Annotated in this window: 23 protein-coding genes; 13 read left to right on the forward strand and 10 right to left on the reverse strand. The window is 71.2% G+C overall.

What is annotated here, in order from left to right:
• Positions 1–143: 143 nt before the first annotated feature.
• Together N3K63_RS10530 and N3K63_RS10535 are read right to left on the reverse strand one after the other, a co-directional pair.
• On the reverse strand, positions 144–1061 hold the full coding sequence (locus N3K63_RS10530; protein WP_261580130.1) for a DUF808 domain-containing protein: 918 nt from the start codon (positions 1059–1061) through the stop codon (positions 144–146).
• Positions 1062–1107: 46 nt separating this feature from the next.
• Positions 1108–1575 (reverse strand): nucleoside deaminase, encoded by a 468-nt coding sequence (locus N3K63_RS10535; RefSeq protein ID WP_390895162.1) that lies wholly within the window; start codon positions 1573–1575, stop codon positions 1108–1110.
• Positions 1576–1607: 32 nt separating this feature from the next.
• On the opposite strand from N3K63_RS10535, the gene upp reads away from it, so the two are divergent.
• Positions 1608–2240: a uracil phosphoribosyltransferase gene (gene upp, locus N3K63_RS10540; protein ID WP_261580131.1), complete on the forward strand. Its 633-nt coding sequence runs from the start codon at positions 1608–1610 to the stop codon at positions 2238–2240.
• A gap of 846 nt (positions 2241–3086) precedes the next feature.
• Here the strand turns inward: upp and N3K63_RS10545 are convergent.
• Complete coding sequence (locus N3K63_RS10545; RefSeq protein WP_261580132.1) at positions 3087–4199, reverse strand: alpha/beta fold hydrolase; 1113 nt, start codon at positions 4197–4199, stop codon at positions 3087–3089.
• A gap of 86 nt (positions 4200–4285) precedes the next feature.
• On the opposite strand from N3K63_RS10545, the gene proC reads away from it, so the two are divergent.
• A complete protein-coding gene (proC, locus tag N3K63_RS10550) occupies positions 4286–5122 on the forward strand; it encodes a pyrroline-5-carboxylate reductase (protein WP_261580133.1) in 837 nt (278 codons plus the stop codon).
• Between the two features lie 69 nt (positions 5123–5191).
• Here the strand turns inward: proC and N3K63_RS10555 are convergent, their stop codons facing one another.
• Both N3K63_RS10555 and N3K63_RS10560 read right to left on the reverse strand, forming a co-directional pair.
• Positions 5192–5863 carry a potassium channel family protein gene (locus tag N3K63_RS10555; RefSeq protein ID WP_261580134.1) on the reverse strand — a complete coding sequence of 224 codons (672 nt, stop codon included), beginning with the start codon at positions 5861–5863 and terminating at the stop codon, positions 5192–5194.
• Positions 5856–7271 (reverse strand): TrkH family potassium uptake protein, encoded by a 1416-nt coding sequence (locus N3K63_RS10560; protein WP_261580571.1) that lies wholly within the window; start codon positions 7269–7271, stop codon positions 5856–5858. The genes N3K63_RS10555 and N3K63_RS10560 overlap by 8 nt, the downstream gene beginning before the upstream one ends.
• 97 nt (positions 7272–7368) lie before the next feature.
• Here N3K63_RS10560 and N3K63_RS10565 point away from each other — a divergent pair, with 97 nt between their 5' ends.
• Positions 7369–7776 carry an ArsR/SmtB family transcription factor gene (locus tag N3K63_RS10565; protein WP_261580135.1) on the forward strand — a complete coding sequence of 136 codons (408 nt, stop codon included), beginning with the start codon at positions 7369–7371 and terminating at the stop codon, positions 7774–7776.
• A gap of 40 nt (positions 7777–7816) precedes the next feature.
• Here the strand turns inward: N3K63_RS10565 and N3K63_RS10570 are convergent, their stop codons facing one another.
• Both N3K63_RS10570 and N3K63_RS10575 read right to left on the reverse strand, forming a co-directional pair.
• The gene (locus N3K63_RS10570; RefSeq protein ID WP_261580136.1) at positions 7817–8614 is read right to left on the reverse strand and encodes an ABC transporter permease; all 798 of its coding nucleotides are present in this window, start codon (positions 8612–8614) and stop codon (positions 7817–7819) included.
• Positions 8611–9495, reverse strand: a complete 885-nt coding sequence (locus tag N3K63_RS10575) for an ATP-binding cassette domain-containing protein (protein WP_261580137.1) — start codon at positions 9493–9495, stop codon at positions 8611–8613. Before N3K63_RS10575 ends, N3K63_RS10570 begins: the two co-directional genes overlap by 4 nt.
• Positions 9496–9586: 91 nt before the next feature.
• Here N3K63_RS10575 and N3K63_RS10580 point away from each other — a divergent pair, with 91 nt between their 5' ends.
• The 5 genes from N3K63_RS10580 to N3K63_RS10600 all read left to right on the forward strand — a co-directional run bounded on the left by N3K63_RS10580 (position 9587) and on the right by N3K63_RS10600 (position 11801).
• Positions 9587–10513, forward strand: a complete 927-nt coding sequence (locus N3K63_RS10580) for a TetR/AcrR family transcriptional regulator (protein ID WP_261580138.1) — start codon at positions 9587–9589, stop codon at positions 10511–10513.
• Between the two features lie 144 nt (positions 10514–10657).
• Entirely contained in the window at positions 10658–10849 is a 192-nt protein-coding gene (locus N3K63_RS10585; RefSeq protein WP_121057598.1) for a helix-turn-helix domain-containing protein, read from the forward strand.
• Positions 10850–10930: 81 nt separating this feature from the next.
• A complete protein-coding gene (locus N3K63_RS10590) occupies positions 10931–11029 on the forward strand; it encodes a 30S ribosomal protein bS22 (RefSeq protein WP_003792170.1) in 99 nt (32 codons plus the stop codon).
• Positions 11030–11172: 143 nt separating this feature from the next.
• The gene (locus tag N3K63_RS10595) at positions 11173–11502 is read left to right on the forward strand and encodes a glutaredoxin family protein (RefSeq protein WP_261580143.1); all 330 of its coding nucleotides are present in this window, start codon (positions 11173–11175) and stop codon (positions 11500–11502) included.
• Positions 11499–11801: a Dabb family protein gene (locus tag N3K63_RS10600; protein ID WP_261580144.1), complete on the forward strand. Its 303-nt coding sequence runs from the start codon at positions 11499–11501 to the stop codon at positions 11799–11801. The genes N3K63_RS10595 and N3K63_RS10600 overlap by 4 nt, the downstream gene beginning before the upstream one ends.
• Before the next feature lie 51 nt (positions 11802–11852).
• Here N3K63_RS10600 and N3K63_RS10605 read toward each other — a convergent pair whose 3' ends face one another.
• From N3K63_RS10605 to aspS, 3 genes are all read right to left on the reverse strand, one after another.
• Complete coding sequence (locus N3K63_RS10605; RefSeq protein ID WP_261580145.1) at positions 11853–13037, reverse strand: mechanosensitive ion channel family protein; 1185 nt, start codon at positions 13035–13037, stop codon at positions 11853–11855.
• Between the two features lie 118 nt (positions 13038–13155).
• Positions 13156–13947 carry a tyrosine-protein phosphatase gene (locus N3K63_RS10610; RefSeq protein WP_261580146.1) on the reverse strand — a complete coding sequence of 264 codons (792 nt, stop codon included), beginning with the start codon at positions 13945–13947 and terminating at the stop codon, positions 13156–13158.
• Between the two features lie 16 nt (positions 13948–13963).
• The gene (gene aspS / locus N3K63_RS10615; protein ID WP_261580147.1) at positions 13964–15313 is read right to left on the reverse strand and encodes an aspartate--tRNA(Asn) ligase; all 1350 of its coding nucleotides are present in this window, start codon (positions 15311–15313) and stop codon (positions 13964–13966) included.
• A gap of 56 nt (positions 15314–15369) precedes the next feature.
• On the opposite strand from aspS, the gene N3K63_RS10620 reads away from it, so the two are divergent.
• The 5 genes from N3K63_RS10620 to resB all read left to right on the forward strand — a co-directional run bounded on the left by N3K63_RS10620 (position 15370) and on the right by resB (position 19891).
• Positions 15370–16026, forward strand: a complete 657-nt coding sequence (locus N3K63_RS10620; RefSeq protein WP_261580148.1) for a DedA family protein — start codon at positions 15370–15372, stop codon at positions 16024–16026.
• Positions 16027–16139: 113 nt separating this feature from the next.
• The gene (locus tag N3K63_RS10625; protein WP_261580149.1) at positions 16140–16769 is read left to right on the forward strand and encodes a histidine phosphatase family protein; all 630 of its coding nucleotides are present in this window, start codon (positions 16140–16142) and stop codon (positions 16767–16769) included.
• Positions 16766–17368, forward strand: coding sequence for a TlpA family protein disulfide reductase (locus N3K63_RS10630; RefSeq protein WP_261580150.1), 603 nt, complete (start codon positions 16766–16768; stop codon positions 17366–17368). Before N3K63_RS10625 ends, N3K63_RS10630 begins: the two co-directional genes overlap by 4 nt.
• Positions 17365–18114, forward strand: a complete 750-nt coding sequence (locus tag N3K63_RS10635; protein WP_261580151.1) for a cytochrome c biogenesis CcdA family protein — start codon at positions 17365–17367, stop codon at positions 18112–18114. The genes N3K63_RS10630 and N3K63_RS10635 overlap by 4 nt, the downstream gene beginning before the upstream one ends.
• Complete coding sequence (resB, locus tag N3K63_RS10640) at positions 18095–19891, forward strand: cytochrome c biogenesis protein ResB (RefSeq protein WP_261580152.1); 1797 nt, start codon at positions 18095–18097, stop codon at positions 19889–19891. The genes N3K63_RS10635 and resB overlap by 20 nt, the downstream gene beginning before the upstream one ends.

A 19891-nucleotide genomic window follows, 5' to 3' on the forward strand; every position in this document is an offset into this window, starting at 1 on the left:
GCCAGGCCCCTTGACCCGCCGTTGGCGGGACCCGCCTGAGAGCCATGTCCCACAAACTGCGGGCGAGCGGAACACCCCACCCGCCATCTTCGCCACCCCACCGAATGCCGCGTCCCGCAACACGCGGGTGCCACACCCCCGGCTCAGTGGTGGGCGACGCCTGCGGGCGACTCGCCGCCTTCGGTGAAGGTGGGGCGACGCCCCACGAGCTTGCCGATCAGCAGCACGATGCCGACCACGACGAGTCCGAGCGCGAGGCCCGCGATCGCCGAGACGATCGTGTCGCCGATCCAGACGATCACCGCGCCGAGCGGCTCGAGGGCGTGCTCGACGGCGTGGATGAGGTCTCCCGTGAACGCGACGCCGACCTCGGCGAGGTTGGCGAGCACGAGGTGCCCGCCGACCCACAGCATCGCGACGGTGCCGATGATGCTGATCACGCGGAAGACGGCCGGCATCGAGCGGACGATCCGAGTGCCGGTGTGGCGCACACGCTGCTCGGGGCTCTTGGCCATGCGCAGCCCGATGTCGTCGAGCTTCACGAGCAGCGCGACCGCGCCGTAGACGACGCCGGTCATCAGCAGGGCGATGACGGCGAGCACGGCGAGGGTCATCCAGATGCTCATACCGGCATCCAGGCTCGCCAGCGAGATCAGCATGATCTCGGTCGAGAGGATCAGGTCGGTGCGCACGGCGCCCCACACGAGCTTCTTCTCGTCGCGCGCGCCCTCGTCGTGTCCGTGCGCGAAGCCGAACCACTCGAGCACCTTCTCGGCACCCTCGAAGCACAGGTACGTGCCGCCGATGATGAGCAGGAACGGCAGCACCCACGGCGCGAACGCGGTCAGCAGCAGCGCGATCGGGATGATGATCAGGAACTTGTTGGCCAGCGAGCCGAGCGCGATCTTGGCGACGACGGGCAGTTCACGCGCCGGCGTGAGCCCCTGCACGTACTGCGGGGTGACGGCGGCGTCGTCGATGACGACACCGGCGGTTTTGGCGGATGCCTTCATCGCCGCACTCAGGATGTCGTCGACGACCGCGAGCAGACCAACCGACATGTGCGACTCCCAAAGCTGTGCGGATGCGTGGATCAGACTCGTCAGGTTATCGGCGCGCGGCGAAGAAGTCGCGCAGCAGGGCCGCGGCCTCGTCGGCGGCGACCCCGGCGACCACCTCGGCCCGCACCGGCAGGCGCCGGTCGCGCAACACGTCGTAGACCGATCCGGCCGCGCCGGCCTTGTCGTCCCAGGCGCCGAACACCACCCGCGACACGTGCGACTGCAGCGCCGCACCCGCGCACATCACGCACGGTTCCAGGGTGACGGTGAGGGTGCACCCGGACAGGTTCCAGTCGCCGACGGATGCCGCGGCGGCGCGGAGCGCGACGACCTCGGCGTGCGCGGTGGGATCGCTCGTGGCCTCGCGCAGGTTGCGGCCTTCGCCGATCACCGTGCCCGCGGCATCCGTCACCACGGCACCCACCGGGATGTCGCCGTGCGCAGACGCCTCGGCGGCCAGCTGCAGCGCGCGGTGCATGGCGTGCCGGTCGCTTTGTCCGGTCGGGAGGCTCACGCGCCCAGCGTAAGCCCCGGTAGCCTGTCATCATGCGTGTTCACGTCGCCGATCACCCGCTCATCACCCACAAGCTGACGGTGCTGCGCGACAAGCGCACCCCCTCGCCGGTGTTCCGTCAGCTGACGGAGGAGCTCATCACCCTGCTGGCCTACGAGGCCACCCGCTCCGTGCGCGTCGAAGAGGTCGAGATCCAGACGCCCGTCACGACCACCGTCGGTGTGCGCATCGCCGACCCCAAGCCGCTCGTCGTGCCGATCCTGCGTGCCGGTCTGGGCATGCTCGAAGGCATGGTCAAGCTGCTGCCCACCGCCGAGGTCGGATTCCTCGGCATGGCGCGCAACGAAGAGACCCTCGAGCCGACGACCTACGCCGAGCGCCTTCCCGAAGACCTCAGCGACCGCCAGTGCTTCGTGCTCGACCCGATGCTCGCCACCGGCGGCTCGCTCGGCGCCGCCATCGAGTTCCTGTTCGCCCGCGGTGCGCAGAACGTCACCGCGATCTGCATCCTCGCCGCCCCCGAAGGCCTCGCGGCGATCGAGAAGCAGATCGGCGACCGCGACGTCACCCTCGTGCTCGGCTCGCTCGACGAGCGCCTCGACGAGAAGGGCTACATCGTGCCCGGACTCGGCGACGCCGGCGACCGCCTCTACGGCACCGTCTGACCCCCGCGCCCCGCCCGCGCGGCATCCGGGGTTTCACGAGCGCGGCGGCTGACCCGCGAGTTGCGGGACGTGCTCCGGTCGGGTGTCCCGCATTCTGCGGCTTGAGGCGTGGGTGACCCGCGGGTTGTGGGACCCGGTTCTGTCGGGTGTCCCGCATTCTGCGGCTTGAGGGGCGTGTGGGACCCGCAGGTTATGGGACCTGGCCCGGTGGGGTGTCCCGCATTCTGCGGCCCGAGGCGTGGGCGACCCGCGGGTTGTGGGACTTGGCCCGGTCGGGTGTCCCGCATTCTGCGGCTTGCACGCCCGCGGCCCGTCGTTTGCGGGACGTGCTCAGACGGCGTGTCCCGAACCTGGCGGCTCGTGGCGCTCTGAGCGACCGTTTGTGGGACCAGCCCCCTCCCGTGTCCCGCAATCCGCGACCACGCGCGGCGACCCGATATCTGCGGGACCCGCCCCCTCATCAAGTCCCGCAATCCGCGACCCGCGGCGCACCGATCAGCCGTTCGGGGGACCTGCCTCGGCGCCGCGTCCCGCAATCCGCGACCCGCAGCGCACCGATCATCCGTTCGTGGGACCTGCCGCAGCGCCGCGTCCCGCATCCTGCTGCTCGCGGCCTGCGAAGTCACCGTTCGCGGGACATGGCCCGGCATCGCGTCGCGGAAACTGATGGATGCCAAGGGTCGAGGCTCGGCCACCGCCAGGCCCTCGCGTCAGGCGCCGCAGGCCCCTGCCCGCCGCAGGCCCCTACCCGCCGTGGGCCCCTACCCGCCGCGCGAGCCCCTCGAGCCCCTCGAGCCCCTCGAGCCGCGCGAGCGCCTCGAGGGGCTCCAGCCCCTCCAACCCGCCTCAGTCCGAGGAGCTGATGATGATCGCCTCGGTGGGCGGCGCGGGGGAGGCGGGGGTGCCGATGTAGCCGATCGCCGACAGCAGGGCGCGGCGGAAGCGCGCGGGGCGCTCGATGTGCGGGGTGTGCCCGATGCCGTCGAGCACGAGTTCCACGACCTGTCCGCCGGCGGCGCGATAGGCGTCGAGCACGTCGCGCGTCTGCGAGACCATCGGCTGCGCGGGGGCGACGTCTGCGCCCGGCCAGCCGGGGATCACGCCGAGCGCGCCGAGGTGGTTGACGTCTTGGAACGAGGCGTCGGAGACGACGGCATCCTCGCTGCCTCGCACCCACAGGATGGGCGGCTTGGGGGAGATGTCGACGATGCCCGACACGTCGAAGTAGCGGGGTGCGAGGGCGTTGAGCACGCCGACGGTGCCGGCGGCGAAGCCGGGCCAGTTCTCGCTCGGGGTGCTGTCGCCGGGGTAGCCGCCGGTGGCGGTGGAGGTCGTGAGCATGGCCTCGACCCAGACGTCTTCGCCCGGACCCGGCTCGGCGTCGGCGACATATGCCGTGCGGAGGATGCTGCGCGGCGACGACGGCGCCTCGTCGGTGGTGTCGCCGTCGATGAGCCGGCGCACGAGCTCGGCGTCGCCGGCCCCGCCGCCCACACCGGCGTCGTCGTCGGTGAGGCGCGAGCCGTCGCGGCGGGTGCCTCCGAAGCCATAGGGCGAGATCGGCGACTCGAGGGTGAGCGAGAGCACCGGGTGGTCGAGGGCGTACTGCAGGGCGACGGCCCCGCCGAGCCCCCAGCCCACGAGGTGGGAGGTGGGCAGGCCGAGCTCTTCGAGTGTCGCGTGCACGTCGTCGCTGAAGTCGCGCACCCCGCGGGTCGCGTCGACGGGGGCGTGCTCGGTGCCGCCGAAGCCGCGCAGGTCGACGGCGATGACGCGCAGATCGACCGGAAGGTCTTGCATGAGCTCCTGCCACACCAGGCTCGACGAGACCGCGCCGTGCAGCAGCACGACGGTCTGCTCGCCGGGCGTGGCCGGGTCGTCGCCGTCACGCTCGAGGACGTTGACGCTCAGGCGTTCGGTGTCGACGCGATGCGATCGGATGCCGTCGAAGAGGGTCATGACCCGATGATAGTCGGGGGGTCGCAGGCCCGTTCCGAGGTGCCTCTCAGCGTCCCGCGTCGCCGCTGGGATGGGAGGATGGAGCCATGGCGATCACCACCCTGCCCCCCATCGCGATCCTCGGAGCCGGCTCGATGGGAGGGGCCATCCTGCAGGGCCTCGTCCGCTCGGGCGCCGCGCCCGAGGTCACGGTGACCAACCGCACCGCCGTCAAGGCCGCCGAGCTCGACGGGCTCGCCGGGGTGCGCAGCCTCGCGCTCGAGAACGCCGCGGATGCCAACGCCACCGCTGCCGCCGGCGCCGACGTCGTGCTGGTCGGGGTCAAGCCGGGGATGGTCGCCGACCTGCTGCGCGAGATCGCTCCGCACCTGCGCCCGGGCGCCATCGTGGTGAGCCTGGCCGCCGGGGTCACCCTGACGACCTTCCAGGACATCCTCGGCGACGAGGTGAGCGTCATCCGCTCGATGCCCAACACCCCCGCCGTGGTCGGCAAGGCCGTCACCGGACTCGCGGCAGGACCCTCGGCATCCGCGGACGACGTCGCCCTCGTGCGCAGCCTGTTCGAGACGTGCGGCGCGGTCATCGAGCTGCCCGAAGAGCGCATCGACGCGCTGTCGACCATCTCGGGCTCGGGCCCGGCCTACGTGTTCCTGCTGATCGAGGCGCTCACCGAGGCCGCCCGCGGCAAGGGATTCTCCGAGGCCGACGCGCGGCTCATGGCCGAGCAGACCTTCATCGGCGCCGCCGCACTGCTCGACGCGTCGGGGGAGGACCCGGCCGAGCTGCGCCGCCGGGTGACGAGCCCTAAGGGCACCACCGAGCGCGCGATCGCGGTGCTGCAGGGCGCCAACCTCGACGGGCTGTTCGCCGAAGCGACGGATGCCGCGCTCGCCCGCGCCCGGGAGCTGGCACAGGGCTCCTGAGCCCTCAGGGCGCGGAAGCCCACAGGGCTCGCGAGCCGCGGCATCCGGCACGCGCCGCGACCGTGCGCGTCAGCGGTCGAGCGAGGCGAAGCGCTCGATGTCGGAATTGGTGCCCGACACGATGATGAGGTCGTGGTTGGTGACGACCGTGTTGGCCTCCGCGTAGCGGAACGGCTTGCCGGGGCTCTTCACGCCCACGACGGTGACGTTGTAGCGCGAGCGCACGCCCGACTCGTTGAGGCCGACGCCGCGGATGAACTTCGGCGGATACATCTTGGCGAGTACGAAGTCGTCGTCGAAGCGGATGAAATCGAGCATGCGGCCCGACACCAGGTGGGCGACGCGCTCGCCGGCCTCGCGCTCGGGGTAGATCACGTGGTTGGCGCCGACGCGGGCGAGGATCTTGCCGTGCGACTGCGAGACGGCCTTGGCCCAGATCTGCGGCACCTTCAGGTCGACGAGGTTCGCGGTGATGAGCACCGACGCCTCGATCGATGAGCCGACGGCGACGACGGCCACCTGGAAGTCCTTGGCGCCGATCTGCGTGAGCGCGTCGATGTTGCGGGCATCGGCCTGCACGGCGTGGGTGACCCGCTCCGACCACTTCTGCACGAGTTCGAGGTTGTCGTCGACGGCGAGCACCTCGCGGTCGAGCCGGTCGAGCTCGCCGGCGCAGGCGGCGCCGAAGCGACCGAGGCCGATGACGAGGACGGGCGCGTCGTTCCGCAACTGCTCAACCAACGATGGGCCTTTCCACGGGCAGCGAGTAGTGCTGCGATCGGCTGGTCGCGGCCACCGCCGCGGCGAGAGTCACTGTACCAACGCGTCCCATGAACATCGTCGCCGCCAGCACGTACACGGCCGGATCGGCCATCTCGGCGGTGAGGCCGGTCGACAGGCCCACGGTCGCGAACCCCGAGATGACGTCGAAGAGCACCTGTTCGACGGGCGCCTTGGTGATCTGGGCGATCGTGATGGTGGCCATGGCCACGATGGTCGCGCCCCACGCCACAACCGACAGCGCCACCCGCTGCACGTCGCTGGGGATGCGGCGGCCGAACGCCTCGACGCTCGGCCGCCCCTTGGCCTCGGACCACACCGCCAGCGCGAGGACGGCGAGGGTGGTCACCTTGATGCCGCCCGCGGTGGAGGCCGAGCCGCCGCCGACGAACATGAGCATCGAGGCGACGACCAGCGACGACCCGTGCAGGTCGCCCATCTCGACCACCGAGAAGCCGCCCGAACGGGTCATCGCCGAGAGGAAGAACGCCTGGAAGGTCGTGTCCCAGGCTTCCATCGAGCCGAACGTCTTCGGGTTGTCGTACTCGAGCAGCAGGAACACGCCCGCTCCCACGAAGAACAGGATGACGGTGGTGATGAGGGTCAGCTTGGCGTGCAGCGACCAGCGGCGCACGTGCCACTGGTGGCGCCACAGCGCGAAGATCACCGGGAAGCCGATGGAGCCGAGGAACACACCCGCCATCAGCACGGTGAGCATGAAGTAGTCGGTGGCGAACGGCTGCAGCCCGCCCGCGTTGGGGGTGAAGCCGGTGTTGGTGAACGACATCGCCGCGTAGTACGGCGCCTCCCACAGGGCGGTGATCGGGTCGACACCGCCCACCAGCAGCGACGGGTAGAGCAGCACCGCGAGGACGGCTTCGATGACGAGGGTCGAGATGGCGACGGTGGCCAGCAGCTGACCGACCTCGCCCAGGCGCACGGTCTGGCCCTCGTTGACCGGGCCGCCGTGCACGCGCAGCGGGTTGGAGTCGCCGGCGGCGATGAGCTTGGCGCGCAGCCCCAGCCGCTTCGAGATGACCAGGCCCAGGATCGAGGCGAGGGTCAGCACGCCGAGGGCGCCGACGTTGACACCGACGTAGACGAAGACGTGTCCGAGCGGCGACCAGTGGGTGGCCATGTCGACGGTGGACAGACCCGTCACGCAGATCGTCGACACCGCGGTGAACAGGGCGTCGGCCAGCGGCGTCACCCGCCCGTTCGAGGCGGCCGCCGGCATCGAGAACAGCCCCGTGAACAGCAGGATGAGCGCCGAGAAGACCAGCACCGCGAAGCGTGAGGGCGAAGAGGTGGTGAGCTCGCGGAAGTTGTGCAGGAAGCGCCGGAAGGAGCCGCTGACGTCGGCCCGCATGCGCCCGATGACGGTCTCGCCCGCCATATCTCGCGCCCCTTCCGCCGTTCGGACCCTGTCATGGTACTCCGGCCGCGGAGCGGGCTACCCTAAGGGCATGGCGGACATCTTCGACGTGATCGCCGACGGCACCCGTCGGGACATTCTGCAGCTTCTGCGCGAGCACGGCGAGACCGCCCGCGGAGGCACGAGCGTGTCGCAGATCGTCGCCGAGCTGGGCATCAGCCAGCCCACCGTCTCGAAGCACCTCAAGGTGCTGCGCGACGCCGAGCTCGTCTCGGTGCGCGAAGAGGGTCAGCACCGCTACTACAGCGTGTCGCCCGCGCCGCTGGATGCCGTCGACGACTGGCTCGTGCCGTTCCTGGTCGACGAGGACGGGCTGTCGGTCGGGTCGGGCGCATCGCTGCCGCAGCCGGCGGCGCAGGCCGCCGAGATGGTCGGCCGCGCCGCGGCATCCACCAAGCACGCCCTCGAGAGCGTGCTGAAGAAGATCCCCGGCCGCTGACCCCGCGCGGCGCCCGCGCCGCCCGAACGCCCGACCGGCCTCAGTGCCGTCGGCCCGCCTTGCGGCGGAAGAGCCACGAGCCCCAGATCACGGCGACCGCGAGGATCGCCAGGCACCACCCCACCGCCCACCACGGCGCCGTGCCCGACGAGGTGCCCATGAGCAGCCCGCGGATCGTCTCGATGATCGGGGTGATCGGCTGGTTCTCCGCCACCCACCGCAGTCCGTCCGGCATGGTCTCCACCGGCACGAAGGCGCTGGACAGATAGGGCGCGAACAGCAGGATGAAGCCGTACCCGGTCGCCGCTGCGGGGGAGCCGGCAGCGATGCCGATCGCGGTGAACAGGTAGGTGATGGCGAGGATGTAGAGCGCGATCACCGCGATCGCCGCAGCCCAGGAGAGCGCGTCGGCGGAGGGTCGGAACCCGACGATGAGCGCCGCGACGACGACCACCCCGGTGGCGACGAGATTGCGCAGCAGGCTGGCGATGGCGTGACCGGTGAGCACGGCGCTGGAGCGCAGCGGCATGGTGCGCAGGCGCGAGATCATGCCGCTGTTCATGTCGGTGGCGACGGTGGTGGCGGTGCTCGACGACCCGAATCCGGCGCAGAGCAGGATGATGCCCGGCACGACGTAGTCGACATATCCGCCGCTGGGGTCGATGGCCCCGCCGAAGACGAACGTGAACAGCACCATCATCAGCACCGGCAGCAGGATCGCCATGAGAAGCGACTCGACGTCGCGCAACGACTGGACGAGGCTCCGTCGCACGAAGACCGCCTCCGCAGTCAGCCCGGTGAGGGGGCGGCGCAGCCCGGGGGTGTCGAGCGCGCTCATGCCGCTTCCTCCTGGGTCTGCGGTGCCGTGGCGCCGGTGAAGGCGAGGAAGACGTCGTCGAGTGTCGGCCGACGCACCAGCACCATGCCCTCGAGGTCGCCGAGTTCGTCGAGTGCCGACCGTACGCCCGCGACGGTGCCGTCGGTGGGGATGCTGCCCACCAGGGCGCCGTCAGCGCCGCGGACCTCGACGGTGTCGGTGCCGACATGGGCTTTGAGCTCTGCGGCCGTGCCCAGCGCCACGATCCTCCCCGCGTCGAGGACGGCGACGCGATCGGCGAGGATGTCGGCTTCTTCGAGGTACTGGGTGGTGAGGAAGACGGTCGTGCCCGAGCGGGCCAGTGCGCGGATCGCCGACCAGAGCTCGCGCCGGCTGCGGGTGTCGAGCCCGGTGGTGGGCTCGTCGAGGAACAGCACGTGCGGGGCCACGACGAAGCTCAGGGCCAGATCCAGTCGCCGGCGCATGCCGCCGGAGTAGGTGGCGGTGCGGCGGTCAGCGGCGTCGGTCAGAGCGAACCGCTCCAGGAGCTGTGCGGCGCGTGCCCGGGCCTCGCGGGGCGACAGTCCCGACAGTCGCCCCATCATGACGAGATTCTCGGTGCCGGTGAGGATGCCGTCGACGGCGGCGGCCTGGCCGGTGAGGGCGATGCGGCTGCGCACGCGATCGGGGTCGCTCGTCACGTCGAACCCGGCGACGCGGGCGGTGCCGGCGTCGGGCGGCAGCAGGGTGGTCAGGATCGAGATCATCGTGGTCTTCCCGGCGCCGTTGGCGCCGAGGAGGGCGAAGATCTCACCCTGTGCGACCTCGAGGTCGATGCCCGCTAGCACCGGTGTGCCCGCGAAGCTCTTGCCGATTCCGGACAGGGTGAGCGCGGCGTCCATGGCATCCCTTCTGTGTATGTCAGAAACTGTTTATGAAAATAACACACCGTTTACACCGTATACAGATCTAATCTGGACGAGTGGTGCACACATGACCGACCAGGCCGAACCCGAGCTCTCGCGCGCGGTCGCCCTCGCCTGGGGGGTCGCGGTCAACCCGCAGCGGGGGCCGAAACGCGAGATGAGCGTGGAGCGCATCGTCGATGCGGCCATCGAGATCGCCGACGCCGAGGGCCTCGGGGCGGTCTCCATGGCGGCGGTGGCTGCGCGCCTCGGCTACACCGCGATGTCGCTCTACCGCTATGTGAGCGCGAAGGACGATCTCGTGCTGCTCATGCAGGAGGCCGGCGTCGGGCTTCCGCCTGCGCCTCCCGCCGAGGGCGGGCACTGGCGTCAGCGCATCGAGACGCTGTACGCCGCGCAGATGGGGCGCTACCTCCAGCATCCGTGGCTGCTCGACATCCCCATCAACGGGTCTCCGACGACGCCGAACAGTGCCGCGTGGATGGATGCCGGCCTCGCCGCGCTGTCATCGACCGCGCTCTCGCACGCCGAGCGACTCGCTGTCGTCCTCGCCGTCACCGGACTGGCGCGCTGGTGCGGCGTCGTCTACGCCGGGTATGCGCGCGCCGCCCAGGCGACCGGCCTGAGCGACGAGGCGCTCGCGCAGCGGGAGGACCAGCTGTTCCGGGCGCTCATCGACGTCGACGCGTTCCCGGCCCTGCGCGCCGCGATCGATGCCGGCGTGTTCCTCGACGAGGGCGACCCCTTCGCGTTCGGCCTCGCCCGACTGCTCGACGGGGTGGTCGCCCATGCCGAGCATCGCGCCTCCGGCCGGCCGGTGGAGGCGCCTGCGGCACCGGAGGTGTCGCCTCTGCCGGTCGCCGACAAGCGGGTGCGCGAGGCGCAGAAGGCCGTGCGCGCCGCCGAACGGCAGCTGCGCGACGCCCAGCGTGACCTGCGGCACGCGTCGCGGGAGGCGCTCGACCGGGCCGAGCGGGCCGGCGGACGCCCCTGAGCGGGACACCGTCGACTCATCCCCGCGCGTCACACGTTTCCCAGATGTTTACACGCGTCCCGCCGACCCCGTAGGCTGTGCGTCAATGCAAGCCCGGGGCAATTCCGCCCAGGGGCTTCGGGTACCGGGGACAAAGGGGATTCGATGTCGGAGCTCGCTGATGTGCGCTTCCTCACCGTTGCGGAGGTCGCCGACCTCATGCGCGTCTCGAAGATGACCGTGTACCGCCTCGTGCACTCGGGTGAACTGCCCGCGGTGCGCTTCGGACGCAGCTACCGTGTGCCCGAGACGGCCGTCACAGCAGCCCTGCAGCGGCCGATCGCCGACGTCGGCTAGACTGCTCTGAGGCATTTTTCCGATTTGCCCGATCCCGGGTGCGGTCATCCGCGTCCAGACCCCTGACATGTGAGGTTTTCCGTGGGTTCTGTCATCAAGAAGCGCCGCAAGCGCATGGCGAAGAAGAAGCACCGCAAGCTGCTTCGCAAGACTCGCCACCAGCGCCGCAACAAGAAGTAAGCTGCGGCACAGACACCGAGCGCCTGTCCGAACGGACGGGCGCTTCGTGTTTCCGCGCCCGGACGCACCTCCTCGCGCCACAGCGACGCCCCCGCGGCACCCCGGCGACGCCGCCCGGTGCGCGGCGGTGGAAAGATGGGAGCGTGACGACGCTGACGATCATCTCCAAGCCCGACTGCCATCTGTGCGACGTGGCACGTGAGGTCATCGAGACCGTCGTGGCCGATCTTCCCGACGATGCCGTCGAGATCGAGGAGTTCTCGATCCTCGACGATGCCGCGCTCTACGCGCAGTGGTGGGAGAAGATCCCCGTCGTCCTCGTCGACGGTCGACTGCACGCCCACTGGCGCCTGTCGCCCGACCGGCTGCGCACGGCGCTGACCGAGGCCGCGCACGCCGCCACCGCGCACAACGACACCGCGCACACCGAGTCGTCGATCGCATCGATGACCGAGAAGGAGAGCTCCCGATGACCATCCGTCACATCGTCGCCTGGAAGATGGCCGCCGAGGATGCCGGCACCCGCGCCGAGCAGGCCGCCGAGGTCGCTCGTCGCCTGCACGCCCTCGTGGGGGTCGTGCCCTCGATCCGCACGCTGTCGGCCGGCCCGAACGTGGCCTACCCGGAGGGCAACGCCGACGTGGCGGTCGTCATCGACTTCGACGACCTCGCCGGTCTCGACGCCTACCAGACCCACCCCGCGCACCAGGAGACGGCCGGGTACATCCGCAGCGTCGCCGGCGGCCGGCTGGCCGTCGACTTCGAGGTCTGACCCGGCTCCGGCCGCGGATCGCCGCCTCGCCGATCGCGCGGGCGGTCCGGCTCAGCGCTCGTCGGCCTCGCGATCGGGCGTGATCACCGGGATGGCCTGGGTGAAGTGGCGCGCACGCTCCTCGGCCTCCTCCGACCCGGTGAACAGGCCGACCGCATCGGTGTCGGCGGCCGGCGCCGCCGGCTCTGCCGACCCCGGCGGAGACGCGGACTCGCCCATCAGCACCCGCTGCACCGGCAGCGCCGCGGGGGTCTCGCGCTGCACCCAGTCGACCAGCCGCTCGCGCACGATGCAGCGCAGGTCGAACAGCGTCGGGGCGTCGTGCGCGGTCACCAGCACCCGCACGCGCACGAACCCGCCGGTGGCCTCGGTCACCTGCAGCACCGAGGCCCGGCCGTCCCACAGCGGGGTCTGGGCGAGCACCCGCTCCAGCTCCTCCCGCATCCGCGCCGGCGAGACGCGCCAGTCGAGGTCGAACTCCACCGCGCCCAGCAGCTCGCTGCCGGTGCGCGTCCAGTTCTGGAACGGCTTGGTTGTGAAGTAGGTGCACGGCAGCACGAGGCGACGGTCGTCCCACAGGTCGACGACGACGTAGCTGAGCGTGATCTCGCCGATGCGCCCCCACTCGCCCTCCACGACCACCACGTCGTCCACGCGGATCGCGTCGCTGAAGACCAGCTGCACCCCGGCGAACATGTTGGCGAGCACCGACTGCGCGGCCAGGCCCGCCACGATCGAGGCGATGCCGGCGGATGCCAGGACGCTGGCCCCCACGGCGCGCACCGCGTCGAAGGTGAGCAGCATCGAGCCGATCGCGAGGATGACGATGAGCGCGATCGCCAGCCGCCGCAGGATCAGCACCTGCGTGCGCATGCGCCGCGCCACGCGGTTGTCGGGCACGTCGATGCGGTAGCGGGCCAGCGCCAGATCGCCCGCGAAGGAGACGAGAGCCGACAGCAGCCACGCCCCGGCGGCGATGGCCACCAGCACGAACGCCTGCGTCACCGCGCCCAGCCACGGCGCCCCGGCCGGCGCCACCGCCAGCACCGCGATCCAGACCGCGATCACCACGACGAGCGTGCGAAACGGCGGCCGTGCCCGGCCCACGAGGGCGCTCGGCCACTGCGCACGCCGGGCGATCAGACGGAAGACGAGCGAGACGATGACCGTGATCAGCGCGGCGGCGGCCACGGCGATCGCGATCGATACAGCCAGGGCGATCCAATCCTCCCACACGGGGCGACTCCTTCCTGTCGGAGCGACCCAGGCTAGGCGCCGACCCCCACCGCAGCGCAAATCGAGCGGCGGCGCGGGGCGGTGCCGGCGGTGCCGGAGGCGGCGGGCGCGGCGGAGGTCAGGCGCGCAGGCGCGCGCGCAGCGCGGTGAGCTCGTCGCCGGTGAGCCCGCCCGCCTGCTGCAGGTAGGCCGCCGCGCCGCCGTGCTCGGCATCGAGCCAGCCGAGGGCGTGCGTGATCGCGGCAGCGGGGGAGCCGGTGACCAGCTCGACGATCTGCGGGGTCAGCGGCGCCCCGAGGCGCTCGACCATGGCGAGCATCCCATCGGCCCACGGCCCGGCGAGGTTGTCGGCGCTGGCGGCGTAGTCGGCGGTGATCGCCGCGCGGTCGACGCCCACGGCATCCAGCAGCAGCGCGACGGCCACGCCGGTGCGGTCTTTGCCGGCGGTGCAGTGCACGACGACGGCCGTCGGCGCCTCGTCGGTGGAGGCGGCCACGAGCCGGGCCACCTCGGCGAAGGCGGGGCCGCTGTGCTGCAGCATCCCGACGTAGAGCTCGCCCAGCGTGGGCAGGGAGGCCATGGCCTGCGCCAGCACGGCCGGGTCGGCGCCGCCGGCCTTCATGAGGTCCTGCGCCATCGACGACATCGCCCCCTCGAGGATCGACAGCTCCACGACGTGGAACGGCCGGTCGCCGGGGAGCAGATCGGGGGCCATCGCCCGCTCGGTGGGCGTGCGGAAGTCGACCACCACGCCGATCGGGCTCGCCGACAGGGCCGCCAGGCCCGCCGGGGTGAGCGACTGCAGTCCGTCGGAGCGCAGCAGCACGCCGCTGCGCACGACCCCGCCGCCCACCAGCGGCAGGCCGCCGGTGTCGCGGAAGTTGTGGGTGCCCTCTATCACGATCGCCATGGCGCCGGGCTGGGCCTCACGGCGCCAGACGCGTCGGGCCGCGGAACAGGAAGGTGACCTCGCGGATCGACGACTCGCCCAGCAGCAGCATCAGCAGGCGCGCCAGGCCCATGCCGAACCCGCCGTGCGGCGGCGCGCCGAAGCGGAAGAAGTCGAGGTAGAAGTCGAGGTGCTCGGGGTCGAGCCCCTTCTCCTTGGCCTGCTCGATCAGCACGTCGACGCGGTGCTCGCGCTGGGCGCCGGTGGTGATCTCCACGCCCTGGAACAGCAGGTCGTACGACTTCGTCAGCCCCGTCTCGGCGTCGCGCATGTGGTAGAACGCACGGATCTCGGGGTGGTAGTCGGTGATGAACACGAACTGGTGCCCGTAGGTCTCCAGCGCGTGCGCGGCGATCTGACGCTCGCCCTCGGGGTCGAGGTCGCCGTCGGTGCGGGGGATCTCGTAGCCGCGGGCGGCGACGATCTCGCGCGCCTCGGCCAGCGGGATGCGCGGGAACGGCACCGCCGGCACCACGACGTCGACGTCGAAGAGCTCCTTGATCTCGGCGCCGTGCTTGTCGGCGACGGCCTGGATGGCGGTCTGCAGCAGTTCCTCCTGCATCCGCGCGACGTCTTCGTGCGAGTCGATCCAGCTGATCTCGGCGTCGATCGAGGTGAACTCGGTGGCGTGACGGCTGGTGAACGACGGGTCGGCGCGGAACGCGGGCGCGATCTCGAAGATCTTGCCGAAGCCGGCCGACTGGGCCATCTGCTTGAAGAACTGCGGGCTCTGGGCGAGGTAGGCGGTCTTGTCCTCGAAGTAGTCGAGGCTGAACAGCTCGGCGTTGGACTCCGACGGGCTCGCCATGAGCTTGGGGGTGTGGATCTCGATGTAGTCGCGCTCGATCCAGTAGGAGCGCATCGCGTGCTCGAGGGTCGTCTGCACGCGGAAGATGAGGTTGTTGCGGCGCTGACGCAGGTCGAGGAAGCGCCAGTCCATGCGCTTGTCCAGACCGCTGTCGGCGGCGATCGGCGTCTCGGGCAGGGCGGATGCCGCCACGTCGAGGCCCGAGATCTTCACCTCGACACCGCCGAGCTTGACGCGCTCGTCGTGCTTGAGGGTGCCGGTGACGGTGAGGAAGGTGCCGGTGGTCAGCTCGGAGATGAGCGACGTGAGCGCGAGCGCGTCGGCATCCTGAGCGGCCGCATCGGCCTCGTCGACCGCCGGGCGCGTGGCCGGATTGACCAGCTGCACGGCGCCGGTCTCATCGCGGAGGATGACGAACTGCACCTTCTTCTGATCACGGACGGTCTCCACCCATCCGGACACCGAGACGGGGCCGTCTTCACGGGACTGCAGCTGGCTGACGAGAACGCGTTCACTCACGGGGGAACAGTCTACGTTCAGGTTCCCGTTACCTCGGGTCCGTAGCCTCGGGCGTTATGACGACCGGTACCGACGGCTCCTGGCTCACCACGCTCGTCGACGCCGTCGTCGGCCTCATGCACGTGATCGGCGCCCCCGGCGCGGGGCTCGCGATCGCGCTCGAGAACCTCTTCCCGCCGCTGCCCAGCGAAGTGATCCTGCCGATGGCGGGACTGGCCGCCAGCCAGGGCACCTTCACGCTGTTCGAGGCCATCGCGTGGACCACCGCCGGCTCGGTGGTGGGCGCCCTCGCCCTCTACGCCCTCGGCGCGTGGCTCGGCGTCGCACGGCTGCGCGCGATCGCCGCAAAGGTGCCGCTGCTGCACCCGGAGGACATCGACCGCACCGTCGCGTGGTTCACCAGGCACGGGAGCAAGGCCGTGTTCTTCGGCCGCATGATCCCGCTGTTCCGCAGCCTCATCTCCATCCCCGCCGGGGTCACGCGCATGCCGGTGTGGCGCTTCACGCTGCTCACCCTCGCCGGCAGCGTCGTCTGGAACAGCGTGTTCGTCGTGGCCGGGTTCCTGCTGGGCGAGTCGTGGCACGTCGTCGAGCAGTACGCCGACATCCTGCAGTACCTCGTGATCGCCGCGGTCGTCGCCGGTGTCTCGTGGTTCATCGTCGTGCGGGTGCGGCAGGTGCGCGGGCGCCGTCCCGACCTCGACGCCGCCTGACCGCCGACGCACGCCGGTCGGGCGCCGGGCGCCGGGGCGGACCGGGTTCGGGGTCCCTCCGAACCGGGGGTCTCCCAGGCTGTCCATAGTCCCCCCGCCCGTAGAATCGAGGGGTGCCTGCCGACCGTCTCCACCTCGTGCGCCATGGAGAGGTCCACAATCCCGAGCGCGTGCTGTACGGCCGCCTCCCGAACTACCGGCTGAGCGAGCCCGGGCGGGGCATGGCCCGCGCCGCGGCGGAGTACGTGCACGGGCTCGAACGTCCCGTCACCGCGCTCTACGCCTCGCCGCTGCAGCGCACCCGCGAGTCGGCCGAGCCGTTCACCGAGCTGTTCGGCCTCGACCCGGTGATCGACGAGCGCGTCATCGAGCCCACCAACGTCTTCGAGGGCACCCAGATGCGCCGCGCGCTGCGCGATCCGCGCAACTGGCGCCACCTGCGGGCGCCGTCGATCCCGAGCTGGGGCGAGCCCTACCTCGACGTCGTCGCGCGCATGGACGATGCGATGGACGACGCCTGGGATGCCGCGCCGTCGGGCGACGTCGTCGTCGTCTCGCACCAGCTGCCGATCTGGATCACCCACCTCTCGGTGGCGGGGCTGCCGCTGCGGCACGACCCGCGGCGGCGCCGGTGCAGCCTGTCGAGCATCACCAGTTTCGAGCGCGTGGGCGACGTGTGGCGCGAAGTGTCGTACGCCGAGCCGGCCGCCACCGGCGGCGCCGTGGATGTGGGGGCGGTATGAGAATGCGCAAGATCACGGCATCCGTCGCGGCGGTGCTGCTCGCGGTGGGCCTCGCGGCCTGCACGAGCCCGAACGACTCGCTCGCCGACCAGTACAAAGAGGGCAGCAACAAGGGCTTCGTCTCGGGTGACGGCCGGGTCGAGGAGATCCCCGCCGATCAGCGCGGCGAGCCGATCGTGTTCGACGGGGTCACCGTCGACGGGTCGCGCCTGTCGAGCGACGACTACGCCGACGAGGTGCTCGTCGTGAACTTCTGGTACGCCGCGTGCGGTCCGTGCCGCGCCGAGGCCCCGATCCTCGAGGGCGTCGCCGGGGCCACCGCCGAGGCCGGTGCGTCGTTCCTCGGCGTCAACATCTACGACGGCTCCGAGCAGGCCGCCTCGTTCGAGAAGACCTACGGCATCACCTACCCGTCGCTGCTGGCCGATGAGGATGCCGAGCTCAAGCTCGCCTTCGCGTCGGTGACGACCGTGATGGCCGCGCCCACCACGCTCGTGCTCGACCGGCAGGGGCGCGTGGCCGCCCGCTTCGTCGGCGCCGTGCAGAGCGAGTCGATCCTGCGCACGGTCATCGAGGACACGATCGCGGAGGATTCGTGAATCCGGGCGCGATCGTCTTCGACGGCGCGCTGTGGGTGGCGATCCCGATCGCCGCACTCGCCGGCCTCGTCTCCTTCCTCTCCCCGTGCGTGCTGCCGCTCGTGCCCGGCTACCTGGGCTTCCTCGGCGGCGCGGCGGCGCCCCGCACCGGCGGCACGCGCACCCGCACCCGCTCCCGGCTGGTGCTCGGGGTGCTGCTGTTCATCGCCGGTTTCACGCTCGTGTTCGTGTCGATGGGCATCTTCGCCGGCACCGTGGGGCGCTTCTTCATCCAGTACCAAGAGCTCATCACGCGCGTGCTCGGCGTCGTGGTCATCGCGCTCGGTCTCGTCTTCATCGGCGTCTTCGGCTTCGCTCAGCGCACCTACAAGCCGCAGGTGCGCCAGAACCTGGGACTCGTCGGCGCCCCCCTGCTGGGCATCGCGATGGGCGTGGGCTGGGCGCCGTGCATCGGCCCGACCCTCACCGCCATCCTCTCGATGGGCATCAGCCAGGCCGACCCGTGGCGTGCGGCGCTGCTCGCCGTCGCCTACTCGCTCGGCCTGGGCATCCCGTTCCTGCTGCTCGCGGTCGGTTTCGGCTGGGCGACGCGCTCGGTGAGCATCCTGCGGCGCCACATCCGCGCCGTCAACATCCTCGGGGGGATCCTTCTCATCGTGCTCGGCATCCTGATGGTCACCGGCGTCTGGACCGCGATCATGTCGCAGCTGCTGGGGGTGATCGGCGGTGTCGAACTCCCGATCTGACGGCTCGTCGGGCCGCACCGACCCGTTGCGTCCCTCCGACCACGCGGATGCCGCCGCTCCCGCCGCCGACGGCATCACCCAGCCGGCCCTCGGCGTCGTCGGCTGGCTGCGCTGGGCGTGGCGTCAGCTGACGAGCATGCGCACCGCCCTGGTGCTGCTGCTCATGCTGGCCGTCGCCGCGATCCCCGGATCGATCGTGCCGCAGCGCAGCGCCGACCCCAACGGCGTCAGCCAGTTCCGCGTCGACAACCCCGACCTGTTCCCGATCCTCGACGGCATGCAGCTGTTCGACGTGTACACGTCGGCGTGGTTCTCGGCGATCTACATCCTGCTGTTCATCTCGCTCATCGGATGCGTCATCCCGCGCACCAAGCACCACTGGCAGGCCCTGCGGGCCCGGCCGCCGCGCACCCCCGTGCGCCTCGCGCGCCTCGACGACCACGCCGAGGTCGTCGTGCCGGTGGCCGCCGGCGATGACGCCGTCGTCGCCGCCGGCCGCGCCGTCGATCTCGCCCAGGCCCAGCTCAAGCGCGCCGGCTACCGGGTGGAGCGCTACGACCGCGGCGACGTGGCATCCGTCTCGGCGGAACGCGGATACCTGCGCGAGACGGGCAACCTCGTCTTCCACGGCGCCCTGGTGGGCGTGCTCATCGCCGTCGGCATCGGCGGCGGGCTCACCTACACGGGGCAGACAGTCATCACCGAGGGATCGAGCTTCGTCAACTCGCCCGGCCTCGGCTACACCTCCTTCAACCCGGGACGCTTCGTCGACACCGGCGCCCTGCCGCCCTACACCGTCACCCTCGACAGCTTCGACGTCACCTACACGCCCCTCGGCGAGCAGGGCCAAGGGCAGGCCGGCGACTTCGCCGCCCACGTGACCGTGCAAGAACCCGGCGAGCAGCCCGAAGAGGGCAGCATCCGCGTCAACCACCCCCTCGGAGTGGCCGGGGAGCGGCTCTATCTGATGGGCAACGGCTATGCGCCCTCGATCACCGTGCGCAACCCCGACGGCGAGGTCGTCTACCGCGAAGACGTCGAGTTCCTGCCGCAGGATGCCAACATGACCTCGCTCGGCGTCGTGAAGGTGCCCGACGGGCTGGCCCAGCAGGTGGGCCTCGTCGGCTTCTTCTATCCGAGCGCGGCCAACCTCGCCACCGGGGCGATCAGCTCGGCCTTCGGCGACCTGCTCAACCCGCTGCTCACCCTCGACGTCTACGTCGGCGACCTCGGCATCGACGACGGCACGCCCCGCAACGTCTACGCCCTCGACACCGGCGACATGACCCAGCTCACCGGTCGCGCCATCGACGTCGACTCGATCGAGCTCGCGCCCGGGCAGACCAGCGACCTGCCCGACGGGCTCGGCACGATCACGTTCGAGGATGCGACCCAGCAGGGCGCCCCCGAAGCCGTGAAGCGCTACGTGTCGCTCTCGGTGCACCGCGACGTCGGCGCGCCGTGGGTGCTCGGCTTCGCCGTGCTCGCCCTGGCGGGCCTGCTGGCCGCCCTGTTCGTGCCGCGGCGACGCATGTGGGTGAAGGCGACCCCCACCGGCGGCGCCCTGCACATCGAGTACGCCGGACTCGCCCGCGGCGAGGACCCCGCCATCGCCACCGCCGTCGCCCAGCTGGCCCGCGAGCACGGGGAGGCGCTCGCGGGCGCTGGTGCGGGTGCTGGTGCTGGTGCTGGTGCTGGTGCTGGTGCTGGCGCTGGTGCTGACCGTGAGGGGCGCCCCGGCGACCCCGCCTCCGAGACCCCTCCGAAAGTAGACTGA

Source organism: Microbacterium festucae (assembly GCF_025421715.1).
Taxonomy (GTDB): Bacteria; Actinomycetota; Actinomycetes; order Actinomycetales; family Microbacteriaceae; genus Microbacterium; species Microbacterium festucae.

Bases quoted from the DNA above. Each gene is read 5' to 3' on its own strand.
- N3K63_RS10560 (WP_261580571.1), bottom strand. From the start codon at position 7,271: ATGCGGGCCGACGTCAGCGGCTCCTTCCGGCGCTTCCTGCACAACTTC.
- N3K63_RS10620 (WP_261580148.1), top strand. From the start codon at position 15,370: ATGACGACCGGTACCGACGGCTCCTGGCTCACCACGCTCGTCGACGCC.
- N3K63_RS10570 (WP_261580136.1), bottom strand. From the start codon at position 8,614: ATGAGCGCGCTCGACACCCCCGGGCTGCGCCGCCCCCTCACCGGGCTG.
- N3K63_RS10530 (WP_261580130.1), bottom strand. From the start codon at position 1,061: ATGTCGGTTGGTCTGCTCGCGGTCGTCGACGACATCCTGAGTGCGGCG.
- N3K63_RS10600 (WP_261580144.1), top strand. From the start codon at position 11,499: ATGACCATCCGTCACATCGTCGCCTGGAAGATGGCCGCCGAGGATGCC.
- N3K63_RS10580 (WP_261580138.1), top strand. From the start codon at position 9,587: ATGACCGACCAGGCCGAACCCGAGCTCTCGCGCGCGGTCGCCCTCGCC.
- N3K63_RS10630 (WP_261580150.1), top strand. From the start codon at position 16,766: ATGAGAATGCGCAAGATCACGGCATCCGTCGCGGCGGTGCTGCTCGCG.
- upp (WP_261580131.1), top strand. From the start codon at position 1,608: ATGCGTGTTCACGTCGCCGATCACCCGCTCATCACCCACAAGCTGACG.
- proC (WP_261580133.1), top strand. From the start codon at position 4,286: ATGGCGATCACCACCCTGCCCCCCATCGCGATCCTCGGAGCCGGCTCG.
- N3K63_RS10575 (WP_261580137.1), bottom strand. From the start codon at position 9,495: ATGGACGCCGCGCTCACCCTGTCCGGAATCGGCAAGAGCTTCGCGGGC.
- N3K63_RS10565 (WP_261580135.1), top strand. From the start codon at position 7,369: ATGGCGGACATCTTCGACGTGATCGCCGACGGCACCCGTCGGGACATT.
- N3K63_RS10545 (WP_261580132.1), bottom strand. From the start codon at position 4,199: ATGACCCTCTTCGACGGCATCCGATCGCATCGCGTCGACACCGAACGC.
- N3K63_RS10610 (WP_261580146.1), bottom strand. From the start codon at position 13,947: ATGGCGATCGTGATAGAGGGCACCCACAACTTCCGCGACACCGGCGGC.
- N3K63_RS10585 (WP_121057598.1), top strand. From the start codon at position 10,658: ATGTCGGAGCTCGCTGATGTGCGCTTCCTCACCGTTGCGGAGGTCGCC.